The 12,367-nt window shown below is 50.4% G+C and carries 19 protein-coding genes and 3 pseudogenes; 13 read left to right on the forward strand and 9 right to left on the reverse strand.

Annotated features, from left to right (window positions below):
• Both ABLU87_RS24945 and ABLU87_RS24950 read right to left on the reverse strand, forming a co-directional pair.
• Window positions 1–181: pseudogene (locus ABLU87_RS24945) on the reverse strand (hypothetical protein); the annotation flags it as partial.
• Window positions 171–866: pseudogene (locus ABLU87_RS24950) on the reverse strand (DGQHR domain-containing protein); the annotation flags it as partial. The pseudogenes ABLU87_RS24950 and ABLU87_RS24945, both read right to left, overlap by 11 nt.
• A gap of 82 nt (window positions 867–948) precedes the next feature.
• Here ABLU87_RS24950 and ABLU87_RS24955 point away from each other — a divergent pair.
• Genes ABLU87_RS24955 through ABLU87_RS24965 form a run of 3 tightly spaced genes read left to right on the forward strand, consistent with a single transcriptional unit; the run spans window position 949 to window position 3,284 of the window.
• Complete coding sequence (locus ABLU87_RS24955; RefSeq protein ID WP_023290559.1) at window positions 949–1,353, forward strand: transposase; 405 nt, start codon at window positions 949–951, stop codon at window positions 1,351–1,353.
• On the forward strand, window positions 1,350–1,697 hold the full coding sequence (tnpB, locus tag ABLU87_RS24960; RefSeq protein ID WP_000612626.1) for an IS66 family insertion sequence element accessory protein TnpB: 348 nt from the start codon (window positions 1,350–1,352) through the stop codon (window positions 1,695–1,697). The genes ABLU87_RS24955 and tnpB overlap by 4 nt, the downstream gene beginning before the upstream one ends.
• A 48-nt stretch (window positions 1,698–1,745) precedes the next feature.
• Window positions 1,746–3,284, forward strand: coding sequence for an IS66-like element ISKpn24 family transposase (locus ABLU87_RS24965; protein ID WP_023290558.1), 1,539 nt, complete (start codon window positions 1,746–1,748; stop codon window positions 3,282–3,284).
• Window positions 3,285–3,331: 47 nt separating this feature from the next.
• Here ABLU87_RS24965 and ABLU87_RS24970 read toward each other — a convergent pair.
• The 7 genes and pseudogenes from ABLU87_RS24970 to ABLU87_RS25000 all read right to left on the reverse strand — a co-directional run.
• A pseudogene (locus tag ABLU87_RS24970) lies at window positions 3,332–3,712 on the reverse strand (DGQHR domain-containing protein); the annotation flags it as partial.
• The gene (locus ABLU87_RS24975) at window positions 3,709–4,497 is read right to left on the reverse strand and encodes a ParB/RepB/Spo0J family partition protein (RefSeq protein WP_122117795.1); all 789 of its coding nucleotides are present in this window, start codon (window positions 4,495–4,497) and stop codon (window positions 3,709–3,711) included. The pseudogene ABLU87_RS24970 and the gene ABLU87_RS24975, both read right to left, overlap by 4 nt.
• Window positions 4,490–4,702 carry a hypothetical protein gene (locus tag ABLU87_RS24980; RefSeq protein WP_070596248.1) on the reverse strand — a complete coding sequence of 71 codons (213 nt, stop codon included), beginning with the start codon at window positions 4,700–4,702 and terminating at the stop codon, window positions 4,490–4,492. Before ABLU87_RS24980 ends, ABLU87_RS24975 begins: the two co-directional genes overlap by 8 nt.
• On the reverse strand, window positions 4,699–4,992 hold the full coding sequence (locus ABLU87_RS24985) for a FaeA/PapI family transcriptional regulator (RefSeq protein WP_122117794.1): 294 nt from the start codon (window positions 4,990–4,992) through the stop codon (window positions 4,699–4,701). The genes ABLU87_RS24980 and ABLU87_RS24985 overlap by 4 nt, the downstream gene beginning before the upstream one ends.
• An 11-nt stretch (window positions 4,993–5,003) precedes the next feature.
• A complete protein-coding gene (locus ABLU87_RS24990) occupies window positions 5,004–5,963 on the reverse strand; it encodes a hypothetical protein (protein ID WP_196942169.1) in 960 nt (319 codons plus the stop codon).
• A 265-nt stretch (window positions 5,964–6,228) separates the two neighbouring features.
• Window positions 6,229–6,642 (reverse strand): toxin YdaT family protein, encoded by a 414-nt coding sequence (locus ABLU87_RS24995; protein WP_064362852.1) that lies wholly within the window; start codon window positions 6,640–6,642, stop codon window positions 6,229–6,231.
• Complete coding sequence (locus ABLU87_RS25000; RefSeq protein ID WP_049111952.1) at window positions 6,642–6,911, reverse strand: YdaS family helix-turn-helix protein; 270 nt, start codon at window positions 6,909–6,911, stop codon at window positions 6,642–6,644. Before ABLU87_RS25000 ends, ABLU87_RS24995 begins: the two co-directional genes overlap by 1 nt.
• Before the next feature lie 49 nt (window positions 6,912–6,960).
• On the opposite strand from ABLU87_RS25000, the gene ABLU87_RS25005 reads away from it, so the two are divergent.
• From ABLU87_RS25005 to ABLU87_RS25050, 10 genes are all read left to right on the forward strand, one after another.
• The gene (locus ABLU87_RS25005; RefSeq protein ID WP_077267846.1) at window positions 6,961–7,467 is read left to right on the forward strand and encodes a hypothetical protein; all 507 of its coding nucleotides are present in this window, start codon (window positions 6,961–6,963) and stop codon (window positions 7,465–7,467) included.
• 381 nt (window positions 7,468–7,848) lie between these two features.
• Window positions 7,849–8,478, forward strand: a complete 630-nt coding sequence (locus tag ABLU87_RS25010; protein ID WP_177340425.1) for an Nmad5 family putative nucleotide modification protein — start codon at window positions 7,849–7,851, stop codon at window positions 8,476–8,478.
• A 133-nt stretch (window positions 8,479–8,611) separates the two neighbouring features.
• Window positions 8,612–8,722 carry a hypothetical protein gene (locus ABLU87_RS25015; protein WP_310886807.1) on the forward strand — a complete coding sequence of 37 codons (111 nt, stop codon included), beginning with the start codon at window positions 8,612–8,614 and terminating at the stop codon, window positions 8,720–8,722.
• Window positions 8,715–9,008 (forward strand): hypothetical protein, encoded by a 294-nt coding sequence (locus ABLU87_RS25020; RefSeq protein WP_122117791.1) that lies wholly within the window; start codon window positions 8,715–8,717, stop codon window positions 9,006–9,008. The genes ABLU87_RS25015 and ABLU87_RS25020 overlap by 8 nt, the downstream gene beginning before the upstream one ends.
• 65 nt (window positions 9,009–9,073) lie before the next feature.
• Complete coding sequence (locus ABLU87_RS25025) at window positions 9,074–9,307, forward strand: hypothetical protein (protein ID WP_196942170.1); 234 nt, start codon at window positions 9,074–9,076, stop codon at window positions 9,305–9,307.
• A 42-nt stretch (window positions 9,308–9,349) separates the two neighbouring features.
• Window positions 9,350–9,574, forward strand: coding sequence for a hypothetical protein (locus ABLU87_RS25030; protein WP_112070504.1), 225 nt, complete (start codon window positions 9,350–9,352; stop codon window positions 9,572–9,574).
• The gene (locus ABLU87_RS25035; RefSeq protein WP_112070503.1) at window positions 9,571–10,077 is read left to right on the forward strand and encodes a hypothetical protein; all 507 of its coding nucleotides are present in this window, start codon (window positions 9,571–9,573) and stop codon (window positions 10,075–10,077) included. The genes ABLU87_RS25030 and ABLU87_RS25035 overlap by 4 nt, the downstream gene beginning before the upstream one ends.
• A gap of 49 nt (window positions 10,078–10,126) precedes the next feature.
• Window positions 10,127–10,354: an excisionase family protein gene (gene xisR, locus ABLU87_RS25040; RefSeq protein WP_227633956.1), complete on the forward strand. Its 228-nt coding sequence runs from the start codon at window positions 10,127–10,129 to the stop codon at window positions 10,352–10,354.
• Window positions 10,354–11,640, forward strand: a complete 1,287-nt coding sequence (locus ABLU87_RS25045; RefSeq protein ID WP_112070502.1) for a site-specific integrase — start codon at window positions 10,354–10,356, stop codon at window positions 11,638–11,640. The genes xisR and ABLU87_RS25045 overlap by 1 nt, the downstream gene beginning before the upstream one ends.
• 98 nt (window positions 11,641–11,738) lie before the next feature.
• Window positions 11,739–12,365 carry a glutathione S-transferase family protein gene (locus tag ABLU87_RS25050; RefSeq protein WP_014837893.1) on the forward strand — a complete coding sequence of 209 codons (627 nt, stop codon included), beginning with the start codon at window positions 11,739–11,741 and terminating at the stop codon, window positions 12,363–12,365.
• Window positions 12,366–12,367 lie beyond the last annotated feature (2 nt).

Consider the following 12,367-nt stretch of genomic DNA (forward strand, 5'->3'; position numbering starts at 1 on the left):
CAGTCCACGCAACCGGCTCGCTGTCCCTCTCGGCCTTGCGGCGTTCCTGTAGCTCGCGCAATGGCTTTATCGCATCTGACATCAGGTAAGCAGAATTAGTCCCGTTAAGACGGTAAGCGGTCTGCTGCAACTCGATGATTAACGTTTGCAGCTCTTCATCTGTTAACTGGTTATTGGCCATTGACTGATTCCTTACCGTTACTGACAGACATGTTTTTATTCACGATGGCATCCATCAGGCGTGATGCTGCAGCTTTCTGAGATGAGACATTCGCAATGACCGTTGGCCTTGTTTTCTCGCAGCTGGCGCAAATACCATCCCAAGATGAAATGAGGAAAAAATCTTCACGATCGGCAATGCCGGTATTCATTACCAGGTCCTCAATCATCAGCGTGACCCCGCGAACTCCCCGACCTTCGCTTAACCTCTGCACTGCGTAGCCGAAGGCGTTGATCATCACAGCATGGAACTGGATATACTCGCGTTTGTACTCGGCCTGATTCGTACCGCGGCGAATATCATCTAAACCAGTCAGCATCAGCCAGGCATTCCACAACCCCTCCAGATCATCTTGCGAACATGAACCTGAAAATTTTGCAGTGGCATCACTAAGGGCCTTGAAGCTCACCCACTTATCACTTTTCGCGGGAACGACGTTGTGCTCAAAATCGGTGACTTCAGAAAAGACGTCATGTGAACTGATAAAGCTGACCATCTCCTGCGCGTTCTTATCGCGCCCGTTATAGGCCATGTTGATAGCCGCAGAAGGTTTCGAAACATTATTGTTAATGTCGGAGAAGAACTGCTGGCGCGTCTTCAGTGGCAACTGGAGAGTAAGCATCATCGGGACATGGATCGGTTCATCAGTAAGCGTCGTCTCAGCACCGTCTGGCAGATCCTGATATTCCTGAGAGGATAGTGGACACCAAATATGGTGGACGCTATCCATGAAATCATTAACCGCAGTGCGTAAAAAAAGCCCTAATTATCCCGTTGAGTTCAAAATCAAAATGGTTGAACTCTCGCATCGACCAGAGATCTCCGTAGCGCAACTCGCTCGTGAGCATGGGATCAACGATAATTTGCTGTTCAAGTGGCGCCAGTACTGGCGCGAAGGAAAACTACGTCCTCCTTCAACAATAGAAAACAACGTGCCTGAGCTGCTCCCGATAACACTTGATGCCGAAGATGTTGTCCCTGCAACCTCCCCCCGGTCACAACCTGTAGCTGCTGCGGCACCTGAATCACTCAATATCAGCTGTGAAGTGACGTTCCGGCACGGATCACTCCGTCTGAATGGTGCCATCAGCGAAAATATCCTGAACCTGCTGATACGGGAGCTCAAACGTTGATCCCATTACCATCAGGGACAAAGATCTGGCTGGTCGCTGGCATCACCGATATGAGAAACGGCTTCAACGGCCTGGCGGCAAAGGTGCAGACGACGCTGAAAGACGATCCGATGTCAGGTCACGTTTTTATCTTCCGTGGGCGTAATGGCAGTCAGGTAAAGCTCCTCTGGTCTACCGGCGATGGACTGTGTCTGCTGACCAAACGGCTGGAGCGCGGCCGCTTCGCCTGGCCGTCAGCCCGGGATGGCAAAGTGTTCCTCACACCGGCACAGCTGGCGATGCTCCTTGAAGGTATCGACTGGCGGCAGCCTAAAAGACTGCTTACGTCACTGACTATGTTGTAGGCCTCTTTATCCTGGTCGACGCTGAATGAGCCAGGTAATATACCCGGTATGAACAGCTTACTTCCTGACAATATCGATGAACTGAAACGTCTCCTTGCCGAACAGGAGGCGCTGAACCGTGCCCTTCTGGAAAAGCTGAACGAGCGTGAACGCGAAATAGATCACCTGCAGGCGCAACTGGATAAGCTGCGCCGGATGAACTTCGGCAGCCGCTCCGAAAAAGTCTCCCGCCGTATCGCGCAGATGGAAGCCGACCTTAAGCAGTTGCAGAAAGAAAGCGATACCCTTACCGGCCGGGTGGATGACCCGGCCGTGCAGCGCCCGCTGCGGCAGACCCGTACCCGCAAACCGTTCCCTGAATCACTTCCCCGTGACGAAAAACGGCTGCTGCCGGCAGCGTCATGCTGCCCGGAATGTGGTGGTACGCTGAGTTACCTGGGTGAAGATGCCGCCGAACAGCTGGAGCTGATGCGCAGCGCCTTCCGGGTTATCCGGACAGTACGTGAAAAGCATGCCTGTACTCAGTGCGATGCCATCGTGCAGGCCCCCGCGCCTTCACGGCCCATCGAGCGGGGTATCGCAGGACCGGGGCTGCTGGCCCGCGTGCTGAGTTCAAAGTATGCAGAGCACACCCCGCTGTACCGCCAGTCTGAAATATACGGCCGCCAGGGTGTGGAGCTGAGCCGCTCACTGCTGTCGGGCTGGATGGATGCGTGTTGCCGGCTACTGTCACCGCTGGAAGGGGCGCTTCAGGACTATGTGCTGACTGACGGTAAGCTCCATGCTGATGACACGCCTGTCCCGGTGCTGTTGCCAGGTAATAAGAAAACGAAGACCGGGCGGTTATGGACCTACGTTCGTGACGACCGTAACGCCGGGTCAGAGCTGGCGCCGGCAGTGTGGTTCGCTTACAGCCCGGACAGAAAAGGTATCCACCCGCAGAGCCATCTCGCTGGCTTCAGCGGTGTTCTGCAGGCGGATGCGTACGCCGGGTTCAACGAACTGTACCGCAATGGACAGATAACGGAAGCTGCCTGCTGGGCTCATGCCCGCCGCAAGATCCACGATGTGCACGTTCGCACCCCGTCAGCGCTGACGGAGGAAGCCCTGAAACGGATCGGTGAGTTATATGCCATCGAGGCGGAAATAAGGGGGATGCCGGCGAAGCGACGCCTTGCAGAACGTCAGCAAAAAGCTAAACCGCGGCTGAAATCCCTGGAAAGCTGGCTGCGTGAAAAGGTGAAAACGCTGTCGCGACACTCAGAACTGGCGAAAGCGTTCACGTACGTACTGAACCAGTGGCCGGCGCTGGCTTACTATACTGACGACGGCTGGGCCGAGGCAGATAACAACATAGCTGAGAATGCGCTACGGATGGTCAGCCTGGGCCGCAAAAACTACCTGTTCTTCGGTTCGGATCATGGAGGAGAGCGGGGAGCGCTGCTGTACAGCCTGATCGGGACATGCAAACTGAACGGAGTGGAGCCAGAAAGCTACCTCCGTTATGTCCTTGACGTCATTGCTGACTGGCCGATAAACCGGGTCAGCGAGCTACTCCCCTGGCGCGTAGCACTGCCAACTGAATAACACATCCCCGTCAATACGGTTCTCGCTGCACGCTTACGTTCATCAATGGTGCGGCAATACTCCGCAATACCGGCTGCACGATGCTGACCATCAAACAATTTAATCTCAGAATCCATCGGGAATCGGTCCACCCCGACATTAGTGTTTCCGAACTCTTCGAATTCAACATACGAATCGCAGTTACCTACCAGCGGTGGAATGATAAATGGCTCTTTGTTTTCGTATGCTTCAACAAGATACTGATAAAACTTTTTCGCCCTGGCTGGGTTCAGTTCTCGCTGAGATCGATCAAGGGTGTCCCCGTAGTTATCGCTGGCGAGGACTCTCGTTAGTGTCCGTGCAGGAACAGTCAGCATCAGGACAATTGAACCACCCTGAGTTCCACGTGATGCAGGGAACTCAAAGAAATGATCGCCTACTTTACTCATAATGATTCCTCTCCAAGTACCCAGCGCAGAGCATCAGCGTATTCACCGCTGGCACCTTCAAGGGCTTTTGTGATTTCTTTGCGTGATTTGAGACGTGGCTTTGTTTCGCCCAGCACAGCACGCTGACGCCTGGCTTTTTCATGGCCGGTAGTCCCAGCGGTCGCAGATTCAATCTCTTTCACTTTTTCCCGCTGTTCTTCCGGTGGAAGCGTACCAAGCTGACGCGCCTGGGTAACGGTAACAGTGCCAGACTCCACCGCTTCCCGGACGGCCTGGGTAGCCTCGAGGAGGGAGAGCGTTGCACGAACGGTCTGAACGCTGCAGCCAAACAACACTGCAATGTCGTCCTCATCGAGCCCGCGGTCGAGCGCGTCTGACATTTTTTTAGCCCGGCCAAGCGGTGTATCAGGTCGGCGAATTTCGTTTTCGCTGACCATGTATTTAGCCATCTGATTTGCTGACCCGCGCCTAACGACCCCAGGAACAAACAGTGGGTCTTTGCCTTCTTTAAGAAGGAGTTTATTTGCCTCAATGGTATGTTTAACGCGCTGGCGGCCTACAACCACGCAGGTGAGCCCCGTTTCAGGGTCTTTCCAGACGATAATTGGCTCCAGTACGCCCAGCTCTTTAATGTTCAGTATCATCCCTTCGTCGATCGGAAGGTGGACCCGCTCATCGTAAAGCGGATGAGTTTTGTCGGTAACCAGATGAAGGTTTTCAGGCTCGAACGTTAAAACGTTTGTCTTGCCACTGGCGCCGTATACCACTTTCGAATCTTTAGCCATTTTTAACCTCGTTTTTATTCACCGCTTCCACCCATTTTTGTTCCAGAGCATGTCTGGCTTTGTTCTTTCCACCAGCCCAGTAACTGTGCTGGACTCGGTAATGGTCATACGGGCATTTCAGGGCGCCTGAACATGAGCCAAACGTATAATCTTTCCAGTGAAACTCAGGTACCGCGCCGCAATCAGGGCATTTCTGTAATTTCATTGAGCAACCCCGCGACATTCCCTCAGGAGGTTTTCAAACATCATGCGGATACGGTTCGCACAGCCAAACGGCATGTCGTTAAAGCGCCACAAGGCTGCGCCGTTGCGTAGGCCGCTCTGGACAATCTGCCCCGCTCCATGCAGCTGGCGAAGCTGGCCATTCACTGACGACATACCGCGCCCCAGCGCATTGGCGATTTCACGCGTAGTCAAATCAGAATTAGCTTTGAGAAATTCGATCATCGTGATTTCACCGTTGTATTGTGTTTTCTTGGATTTGGTTTTTTTCATTGAAAAACTCCTTAGCCCCTGAAACCCTTAGGAATATCTGCCTGAACCTTGCCGCTAAAACCGAGGTTGCCACCGGTTGTGAGATTTGCCGGACAAAGCTTCACAGCCACCTCAGGCCATTTGCTCCGCAGGCGGTCTGCGGTTTTAATGTCCTTGACCCACCAGCTGTTCTGAATGCGTTCAACCATCGTGTACATGTGCTCGTGAGTGCAGCCCTGCTGTTCGCGAAGCAACCGGATTTCATTCGCCCAGAAGGTCCAGTTTGGCTCTGGCGGTCTTGAAATCGTCCCGTCGAATTCAGCAGCACGCTCATGTACCTCGACGACGCGGGCATAAAACCACTCTGAAAACTCCAGATCCTCAGCGCTGCCCCAAAGGCTTTTTTCAGCGTTGAAAATCACCGCTTCAGGATGTTTTTCAGCAAAGTTATCCACAGGGGAAGTCTCTCCGCCTTGGTTTTTAAGATCTGTTATAAGATCTGTTCTTTTAAGATCTGTATAGAGATAGGATTCGGCGTTTGTGCCGTTTCCATTCGGCGTTTGCGCCGAATCCAATACTTTCAATATTTTGCTTCCATTCGGCACTTGTGCCGAATCCAGTATTGACGGGAAAATCTTGAGCATCAGCTCTTCCTGGTCGATGCGGTAATGCTTCTTCGGCGTACCGTTAACCTGACGAATTTCTTCCTGTATAACGCCGGGTAAATATTGCTCAGTAATTTTGTAGATAGCTCTTCGGACCACATCGCCCTCTAAAACCCGAACCTCTTTCGCAAGCGCTGCATGCTCTTTGTAAAACCAGCCGTTTTCCAGACTCGACTTGCCGGACCAAAACACCAGCTGATTCAGAATGGCCGCCAGCAAATGCTGCTGCCTGTCTCCTGCAAAGAAATCCAGATACGGTCCGGGGATCGTTATGCAGTTCCCCTGTCCCGACATGGCCTGAACAATTTCAAACACCTGATTGTTCATTCCGAAACCTCATTGTGTAGCCGTAAAAACTCTCTCAATCCCACCCAGCCAATAGCCCCGCAGGCTTTGCTGTAGGAAACATCTTTCTCTGTCGCTGTGAGTACCGTTACCATGTGGCCTTTGTGCCTGTGCTGGAAGCGAGAACCGGCCTTAGGGATGCCAGTGCCTGCACAATCTCCTTCAGACGGCTCATACGCCGGATACGCTCGTTTCAGGCGAGCAATCAATTCAGCAGCAGACTGGGTACACATAGTCACCTCCGGAATCAGTGGTATTTCGTTACTTCAACAGCGACAGGCTGATAAGCCTTGCTGTAAATGGCTTCAATAGCGTCATCGTGCGCATCAATAGCCGTTCCGATGGCATGCTGGGCCGCCAGCAATGCCCGACGTTCGATAGTGTCGTAGATGCTCAGACGATGACGGATTTCACGCGGCAGAACGCGCAGGATTGACGGAAGCAGCAGACGGATTTTCTCGCGTTGCTGTTCGGTCTCACCCTTTAGCCAGCGATGGAAGATATTTTGCTGATTGGCCCACGCCTTACCCGGAACCAGACGAAGCTCAGTCCCACCAGAGCGCACGTATTCTTCAGTAATCGCGTTGGCTGCGTATGCCTGTCCGACTTCAGCAGCCCAGGCCAGCAGAACCATTTCAACGTGCTCGTGTTTGATTTCCATCAATCAGACTCCCTCTGCCGCTTGGTGATAATTTCTTCCGTAAGCCCACTAATCGGTGTTGGATGAAGATCCGGGCGAAGTTCATGAGGGGTTACTACCCACCCTCCCATGCGACAGAGTGGGATGACGCGATCACTAGGGACGCAATTTCGGTTTATCCAATTTGCTACTGACTGGCTCGACTTAAAGTCGAACATGCGGGCGACACAGGAAACATTCCCAATCGCTCTAACGGCTTTCTCCGTTATGTTTTTGTATGGTGTAGGCATTCTTACCTCCTGTGAGTTGGTAAGTAGAGAATACTACACAAAGTATAAAATGCAACTACTTAAAATAGAAATGACTAAAAACACTCTCTGCCGTAATCTTCTACCTATGGTAGAAAAATCGAATAAGCATCAAGACTTCGCAGATCGACTTAACCAAGAGATGAGTAAAAAGAACTTGTCTGTTAAGCAATTAAGTCATGCGGGACAGGTCACCTACGAAATGGCTAGGCGGTATACGCTTGGCACAGCAAAACCGCGCGATGAAAAGCTGATGAGAATTGCGGAATGGTTGAGCGTGCCTCCAGCCTGGCTAGACTACGGGGCAGTAGAAAACAGTGCTGAATCCAACGCAGCCCCGGAGACTGTCACCCTCACCCAACCAGAGAAGGGCGATGAAACAGAATTCGCGAGCTTAAGCGATGAAGAGAAACGCCTGATTCGAGTCTTCAGAAAATTCCCTGATGCAGAAGCAAACAACATGCTTCTGGCCTTTGAGATTCGCTATAAGAAGCTCCTGGAGTTCTATAGCGAGTACGCAGATCCAGACAAAAAATAAATCAGAAACAACCACACCAAACCCAGCAATGCTGGGTTTTTTTGTGTCTCCACATCGTTAAAAACAACTTTTAGTAGATATTTATTTCTACTTTAGGTGTTGACCAATCTACTTTATGTAGTATTCTCTACTTATCGACACAACGGTGCGATAGGTTAAACGTTCGGTTGGCCGCCTGAAGGCTAAAAATCAACAGGCTTTGCAATGCAGTGAATGCGGCTATGCGCACGCGGCACAGTTAAGCGGTAACACTCGTTTCTAAAAAGAGTGGGGTGGAAAAGAAGCTGTCGTTACCAGTTGTTAACTGGCTGGTATCACCGGGAGGCACCTGGCACTGCATTGCAAGGTCTGTTAGGTACTCAACACGCATGAGGGTAAAAAATGACATCCATTCGATTAACAAATGCAATCCGCGAACAAATTGCTAAAAACGCATTAACAAAGTCCGGGATTGTTGCAGCACTTGAAGCCTTGCAGGTTAAGCGCCATGAAGTGGCAAGGGATGCACGCGTCTTTGCTTTTGGTGGCGCAGAGAAAACAGCAAAGGTTGATAAGGCGTATGAAAAGCTGGATAAACTTTTATCTGAGCTTCGCGCTTCCGGCACTTCGATTTACTTATCAAGCGGACTATCTTCGTCAATATATATATCCATCTCCGGGCGTCAGCTTGGTTGGTGTCCTTACGGTAAAGACACCAAAGGCGGGGATATTCTCCTTTTTACGCCGAACCGTGATTTATGCCTTTTTGGTGCTGAGCATGAAATAACTAAGCGCTTTGATGAAATTATGAATGAAGAGCAAAAGCTGAATGCCAGAGCAAAGGAAATCGAAGCAACTGTATGGGCTGCGCTGAACTCTGTTACCACCTTAAAGCGCCTTATCGAAGTATGGCCGGAATGCAAAGAGCTTATCCCGGAAAATAGCGATAACGCCAGAGCCTCTCTTCCTGCTTTAAAAGTGGAAGACCTTAACCGGATGATTGGCCTTCCTACAGAAGAGGTTGTCAGCTAATACGTCATTTATTGAATTAAGGGGGGAAAATGATTAGAGAAGAAGACAAGCCAGCATGGCGCCGGTTCTGGTTGAAGGTTGTTCCGTTTTTATTTGTGGTCGCATCGGTAAGCTTTCATTGCTGGGGTGGAGTATGAGCAGAAATGGCATTCGTTCACTGGTTATTGTTCTGGCCATCTGCCTTGTTGCCTGGCCTGCGACCATTATCAAAATTCTGCATGTTACGGGGGTGTTTAATGGCTAGTTTACCGAAACACAATCCTGCGGTTAAGGCAGCACAAGGCAAGCTTGCAATTGCTTTTTTTAATAGCGATGGCGAAATGTGGGCTCAGGCCATGGCGTCATTGAAGGATATTCATGAAGCAGCAAAGCACGAAGAAGACCGTATGTTTTGCGGTCGTACGGATGCGCTTTCAGGGCTTCAATTTCGTGATGTTGTTTTAAATTATGACCTGTACGGAGATTTAATTTCCGTAGATGCTGACTTGCTTACAGGGCAATATAAAGTAAATACCGAAGTTTCATTTTAATTATCGAATAAATGAATTAATGCCTTAAATGGCAGGTATCCACACACCTTAATACAGGAATAAATATGGAAACCGAAACACTCCGCTGCTACAGCTGCGGCGGCTCCTTTGCACGCGAAGAGTTGCAGTATCGCCCCATCGGAAAGGGTGCATACCGTAAGCAAGCCTATTACTGCCCTGTGTGCAATGAGAAGCAAAAGAAGAAAGAAACACTTACGGCCGCAAAATCTTCATTCCGAAACTCATTACCAACCAGACCAGCAACAGCCCAATTGCGGCCTTCGCTCTGGAATAAATGAAATAAGTTTCAGTTAGTAATCCTGCAGAAGGGGATATCAAATATGAAAATAGAATTTAACGATAAAGGTGTAATAGCAAACGTGATTGTCACAAGTACGGTATTCGAATTCCGCCGCCATAATCGCGCTGTGGATACAGCCTTGTTTCTGGCTCCGAGTGTACGCCATAACAGCAGCGGATTCTTTATTTTAAAAACGGTTATTTCCGGGAAAACACCTCACGTACTGCGCGCATACAGCGCACTTCGTGCGGAGGCTTCACGATGAGCTACACAACAGTAATACGAGTTTGGCCTGGCGAAAAATCAGAGACTGCTGAAGAGTTTCGCAATGCATGGGGCAGCGGTCCCGTAATCTGGAACGACATGGCTATCCGTTATCTGAGAACTGTCCCTTATGGGTATATGGCATGTATCGATAAGCTATGGCCTCTGGCCAATCGTGAGGACATTCCTCTTCATCACCGAGCTGTATTAGCAATGACATATGACCGGATGTATGTCCTCAAGGAGCATTACTCCCGTGCAGCTGAATACATCCGGCTTTACCTTTCTGATTTCCCTCCAAATGAAGCCACTGTAAACCACTGGCCTGCTATCGCTGAATTATTCGAGAAAAACCCTGACTGTCCGGCGATAGGGCTATGGCTAACCTCGGTCTGTGAAGACCCCTTTGCTGGCGAATGGGATGATGAAGCGGAAGAGTATTCGCAGCCAGACTGGTCGAGATACTGGAGTTTGTTTGATCATCTTGATGGATCCAGCGTTTGATTTCCAATAATCAACATTAAACCGGGGAACTGATTAAAGTTTCCCGGCCATGAGGTTATTTATAGCCGATATTACTCAAGAAGATGAATGGGTGATGGAAAAGGGAATTGTAGCGAAGATGTATATGACTCCCCGGCAAATTAAATCTTACCGGGAGGGGAGATGGATCGAGGGCATTCATTATAAGAAGCACCCACCAGATCCAAAAGCTTCAGAAGGAAGGGTAACGCTTCTCTACAACTACACCAGGATTAATAGGCTTGTCGGGGAAACATAATGAATATGCCTGCTGGCGTAGAGCTGCATGGGAAAGGAATAAGAATTAGCTTTCTATATCGCGGCATACGTTGCCGCGAAGTTTTGCGGGGCTGGACTGTATCAAATAGCAATATAAAAAAAGCGGGCAATCTCCGTGCTTTAATTATGAGTGAGATTCAGCAAGGCAAATTTGACTATGCAGAGCACTTCCCTGAATCAAAGGCGCTTAAAAAATTCACCACAACACAAAAAATTAAAACCTTCGGCGAATTGTGCAAAGTTTATCTTAATGCCAAAAAGCTTGAGGTCTCAGCTGCGTCATACAGAGGCGCAGAATCACGTATAGCAACACTTTGCGCTATTGTTGGAAGTAATACGCATATTGCGGATATTCAGCATACCGACCTGTTGAATTACAGGAACGCGCTATTAACTGGTAACACCTTTAGCGATCACGCGCCCTGGCTTAAAAGAAAAGGTCGCGCTGTATCCACGGTCAACGGCCTGATGAACAACCTGACTGCTTTGCTCAAGCTGGCGAATCTGAGCGGCTTTATCGAGCATACCCCTCACGAAGGTATAAAGATGCTTAAGCGCTCCAGGAGAGACCCGGATCCGCTTCTACAGAGTGAGTACGAAGGTTTCATAAAAACGTTATCTCCTCGGTATGTTTTGCTCTGGACTACAGCTATCTTTACTGGTCTTCGGCATGGAGAGCTTACAGCTTTAGCCTGGGAGGATGTGGACCTTGATAAGGGTGAGCTTTACGTCAGGCGTAACCAGACGAATGAGGGCCTGTTTGTGCCACCCAAAACCGAAGCGGGGATCAGAACTGTAACCCTACTTGAACCTGCGCTGAATGCTCTACGCGAACAATTCAAGCTAACTGGCGCATTAAGCAAAACCGAAATCACTTTCCATCACCGCGAACATGGTTTAACTGAACAACAAAAACTGCGGTTCGTGTTTATCCCGCCCAAAAACTGGCGCGGGGAAACGAAGTATTATGGCTCTCAGTCTCTGGGGTATAGTTGGGAGGCTGGATTAAAGAAGGCGGGGATCAGGAGCAGACGCCCTTACCAGTCGCGCCACACGTTCGCATGCTGGCTATTAACGGCCGGTGCTAACCCGTCGTTTATCGCCGGACAGATGGGTCACGAGAACGCGAAGATGGTTTATGAGATTTACTCGAAGTGGATCGGAGAGATGGACCGTAACCAGGTGGAAATGCTGAATAGTAGTTTTTCTAACGCTCTGTCCCAAGGGTGCCCCAAACGCAAGGTAGTGGGTATAAAAAGCGTTTAATTTCAGCAAAATAAAATCACTTGCCGGAATATTAACTTTATTCCAACATGAATGCTCACTACGCCGCAACGGCGGCGAAATAAAAAGCAGGAGCGGATATGATTACGCTGTGGGGCAGAAATAACTCGACCAATGTGAAGAAAGTGCGCTGGGTGCTGGAAGAACTCGACCTCCCGTATCAGCAAATTCTGGCAGGCCTGGAGTTCGGTCTGAATCACGATCCGGCCTATCTGGCCATGAATCCCAATGGGCTGGTACCGCTATTGAAAGATGAGACGACCGATATCGTGCTCTGGGAATCCAACACCATTATCCGCTATCTGGCCGCGCAGTATGGTCAGGATCGCCTGTGGGTGGAGTCGCCCGCCGAACGCGCTCAGGGAGAGAAATGGATGGACTGGGCCAACGGTTCGCTCTCGCCGGCCCATCGGCCGATTTTAATGGGGCTGGTGAGAACCCCGCCGGAAAAACGCGACCCCGCCGCGATTGAAGCCGGTATTGCCACCTGCGAGACCCTGTTCGCCATTCTCGATGACGAACTGTCGCGCCGTCAGTGGCTATCAGGCGACGCCTTCGGCCTCGGCGACATCGCCGTCGCGCCGTTCATTTATAACCTGCTGGAGACCGTGAAAACCTGGCAACCGCGCCCGCACCTGCAGCGCTGGTATCAGCAGATTAACCAGCGCCAGGCCTGGCGCAACGTGGTGATGATCCCGGTCACCTGATA

This window comes from Klebsiella sp. CB_Kp196, from assembly GCF_040061575.1.
In the GTDB taxonomy this organism is placed as follows: Bacteria; Pseudomonadota; Gammaproteobacteria; order Enterobacterales; family Enterobacteriaceae; genus Klebsiella; species Klebsiella michiganensis.

Excerpts from the sequence above, each read along its gene's own strand:
- ABLU87_RS24985 (WP_122117794.1), bottom strand. The coding sequence starts at position 4,992 with ATGAAAAAAACCAAATCCAAGAAAACACAATACAACGGTGAAATCACG.
- ABLU87_RS25045 (WP_112070502.1), top strand. The coding sequence starts at position 10,354 with ATGAATATGCCTGCTGGCGTAGAGCTGCATGGGAAAGGAATAAGAATT.
- ABLU87_RS24990 (WP_196942169.1), bottom strand. The coding sequence starts at position 5,963 with ATGAACAATCAGGTGTTTGAAATTGTTCAGGCCATGTCGGGACAGGGG.
- ABLU87_RS25015 (WP_310886807.1), top strand. The coding sequence starts at position 8,612 with ATGAGCAGAAATGGCATTCGTTCACTGGTTATTGTTCTGGCCATCTGC.
- ABLU87_RS25005 (WP_077267846.1), top strand. The coding sequence starts at position 6,961 with ATGCAACTACTTAAAATAGAAATGACTAAAAACACTCTCTGCCGTAAT.
- ABLU87_RS25035 (WP_112070503.1), top strand. The coding sequence starts at position 9,571 with ATGAGCTACACAACAGTAATACGAGTTTGGCCTGGCGAAAAATCAGAG.
- ABLU87_RS24965 (WP_023290558.1), top strand. The coding sequence starts at position 1,746 with ATGAACAGCTTACTTCCTGACAATATCGATGAACTGAAACGTCTCCTT.
- ABLU87_RS24955 (WP_023290559.1), top strand. The coding sequence starts at position 949 with ATGAAATCATTAACCGCAGTGCGTAAAAAAAGCCCTAATTATCCCGTT.
- ABLU87_RS24995 (WP_064362852.1), bottom strand. The coding sequence starts at position 6,642 with ATGGAAATCAAACACGAGCACGTTGAAATGGTTCTGCTGGCCTGGGCT.
- ABLU87_RS24975 (WP_122117795.1), bottom strand. The coding sequence starts at position 4,497 with ATGGCTAAAGATTCGAAAGTGGTATACGGCGCCAGTGGCAAGACAAAC.
- ABLU87_RS25025 (WP_196942170.1), top strand. The coding sequence starts at position 9,074 with ATGGAAACCGAAACACTCCGCTGCTACAGCTGCGGCGGCTCCTTTGCA.
- ABLU87_RS25030 (WP_112070504.1), top strand. The coding sequence starts at position 9,350 with ATGAAAATAGAATTTAACGATAAAGGTGTAATAGCAAACGTGATTGTC.
- ABLU87_RS25010 (WP_177340425.1), top strand. The coding sequence starts at position 7,849 with ATGACATCCATTCGATTAACAAATGCAATCCGCGAACAAATTGCTAAA.
- ABLU87_RS25050 (WP_014837893.1), top strand. The coding sequence starts at position 11,739 with ATGATTACGCTGTGGGGCAGAAATAACTCGACCAATGTGAAGAAAGTG.
- ABLU87_RS24980 (WP_070596248.1), bottom strand. The coding sequence starts at position 4,702 with ATGAAATTACAGAAATGCCCTGATTGCGGCGCGGTACCTGAGTTTCAC.
- xisR (WP_227633956.1), top strand. The coding sequence starts at position 10,127 with ATGAGGTTATTTATAGCCGATATTACTCAAGAAGATGAATGGGTGATG.
- ABLU87_RS25020 (WP_122117791.1), top strand. The coding sequence starts at position 8,715 with ATGGCTAGTTTACCGAAACACAATCCTGCGGTTAAGGCAGCACAAGGC.
- ABLU87_RS25000 (WP_049111952.1), bottom strand. The coding sequence starts at position 6,911 with ATGCCTACACCATACAAAAACATAACGGAGAAAGCCGTTAGAGCGATT.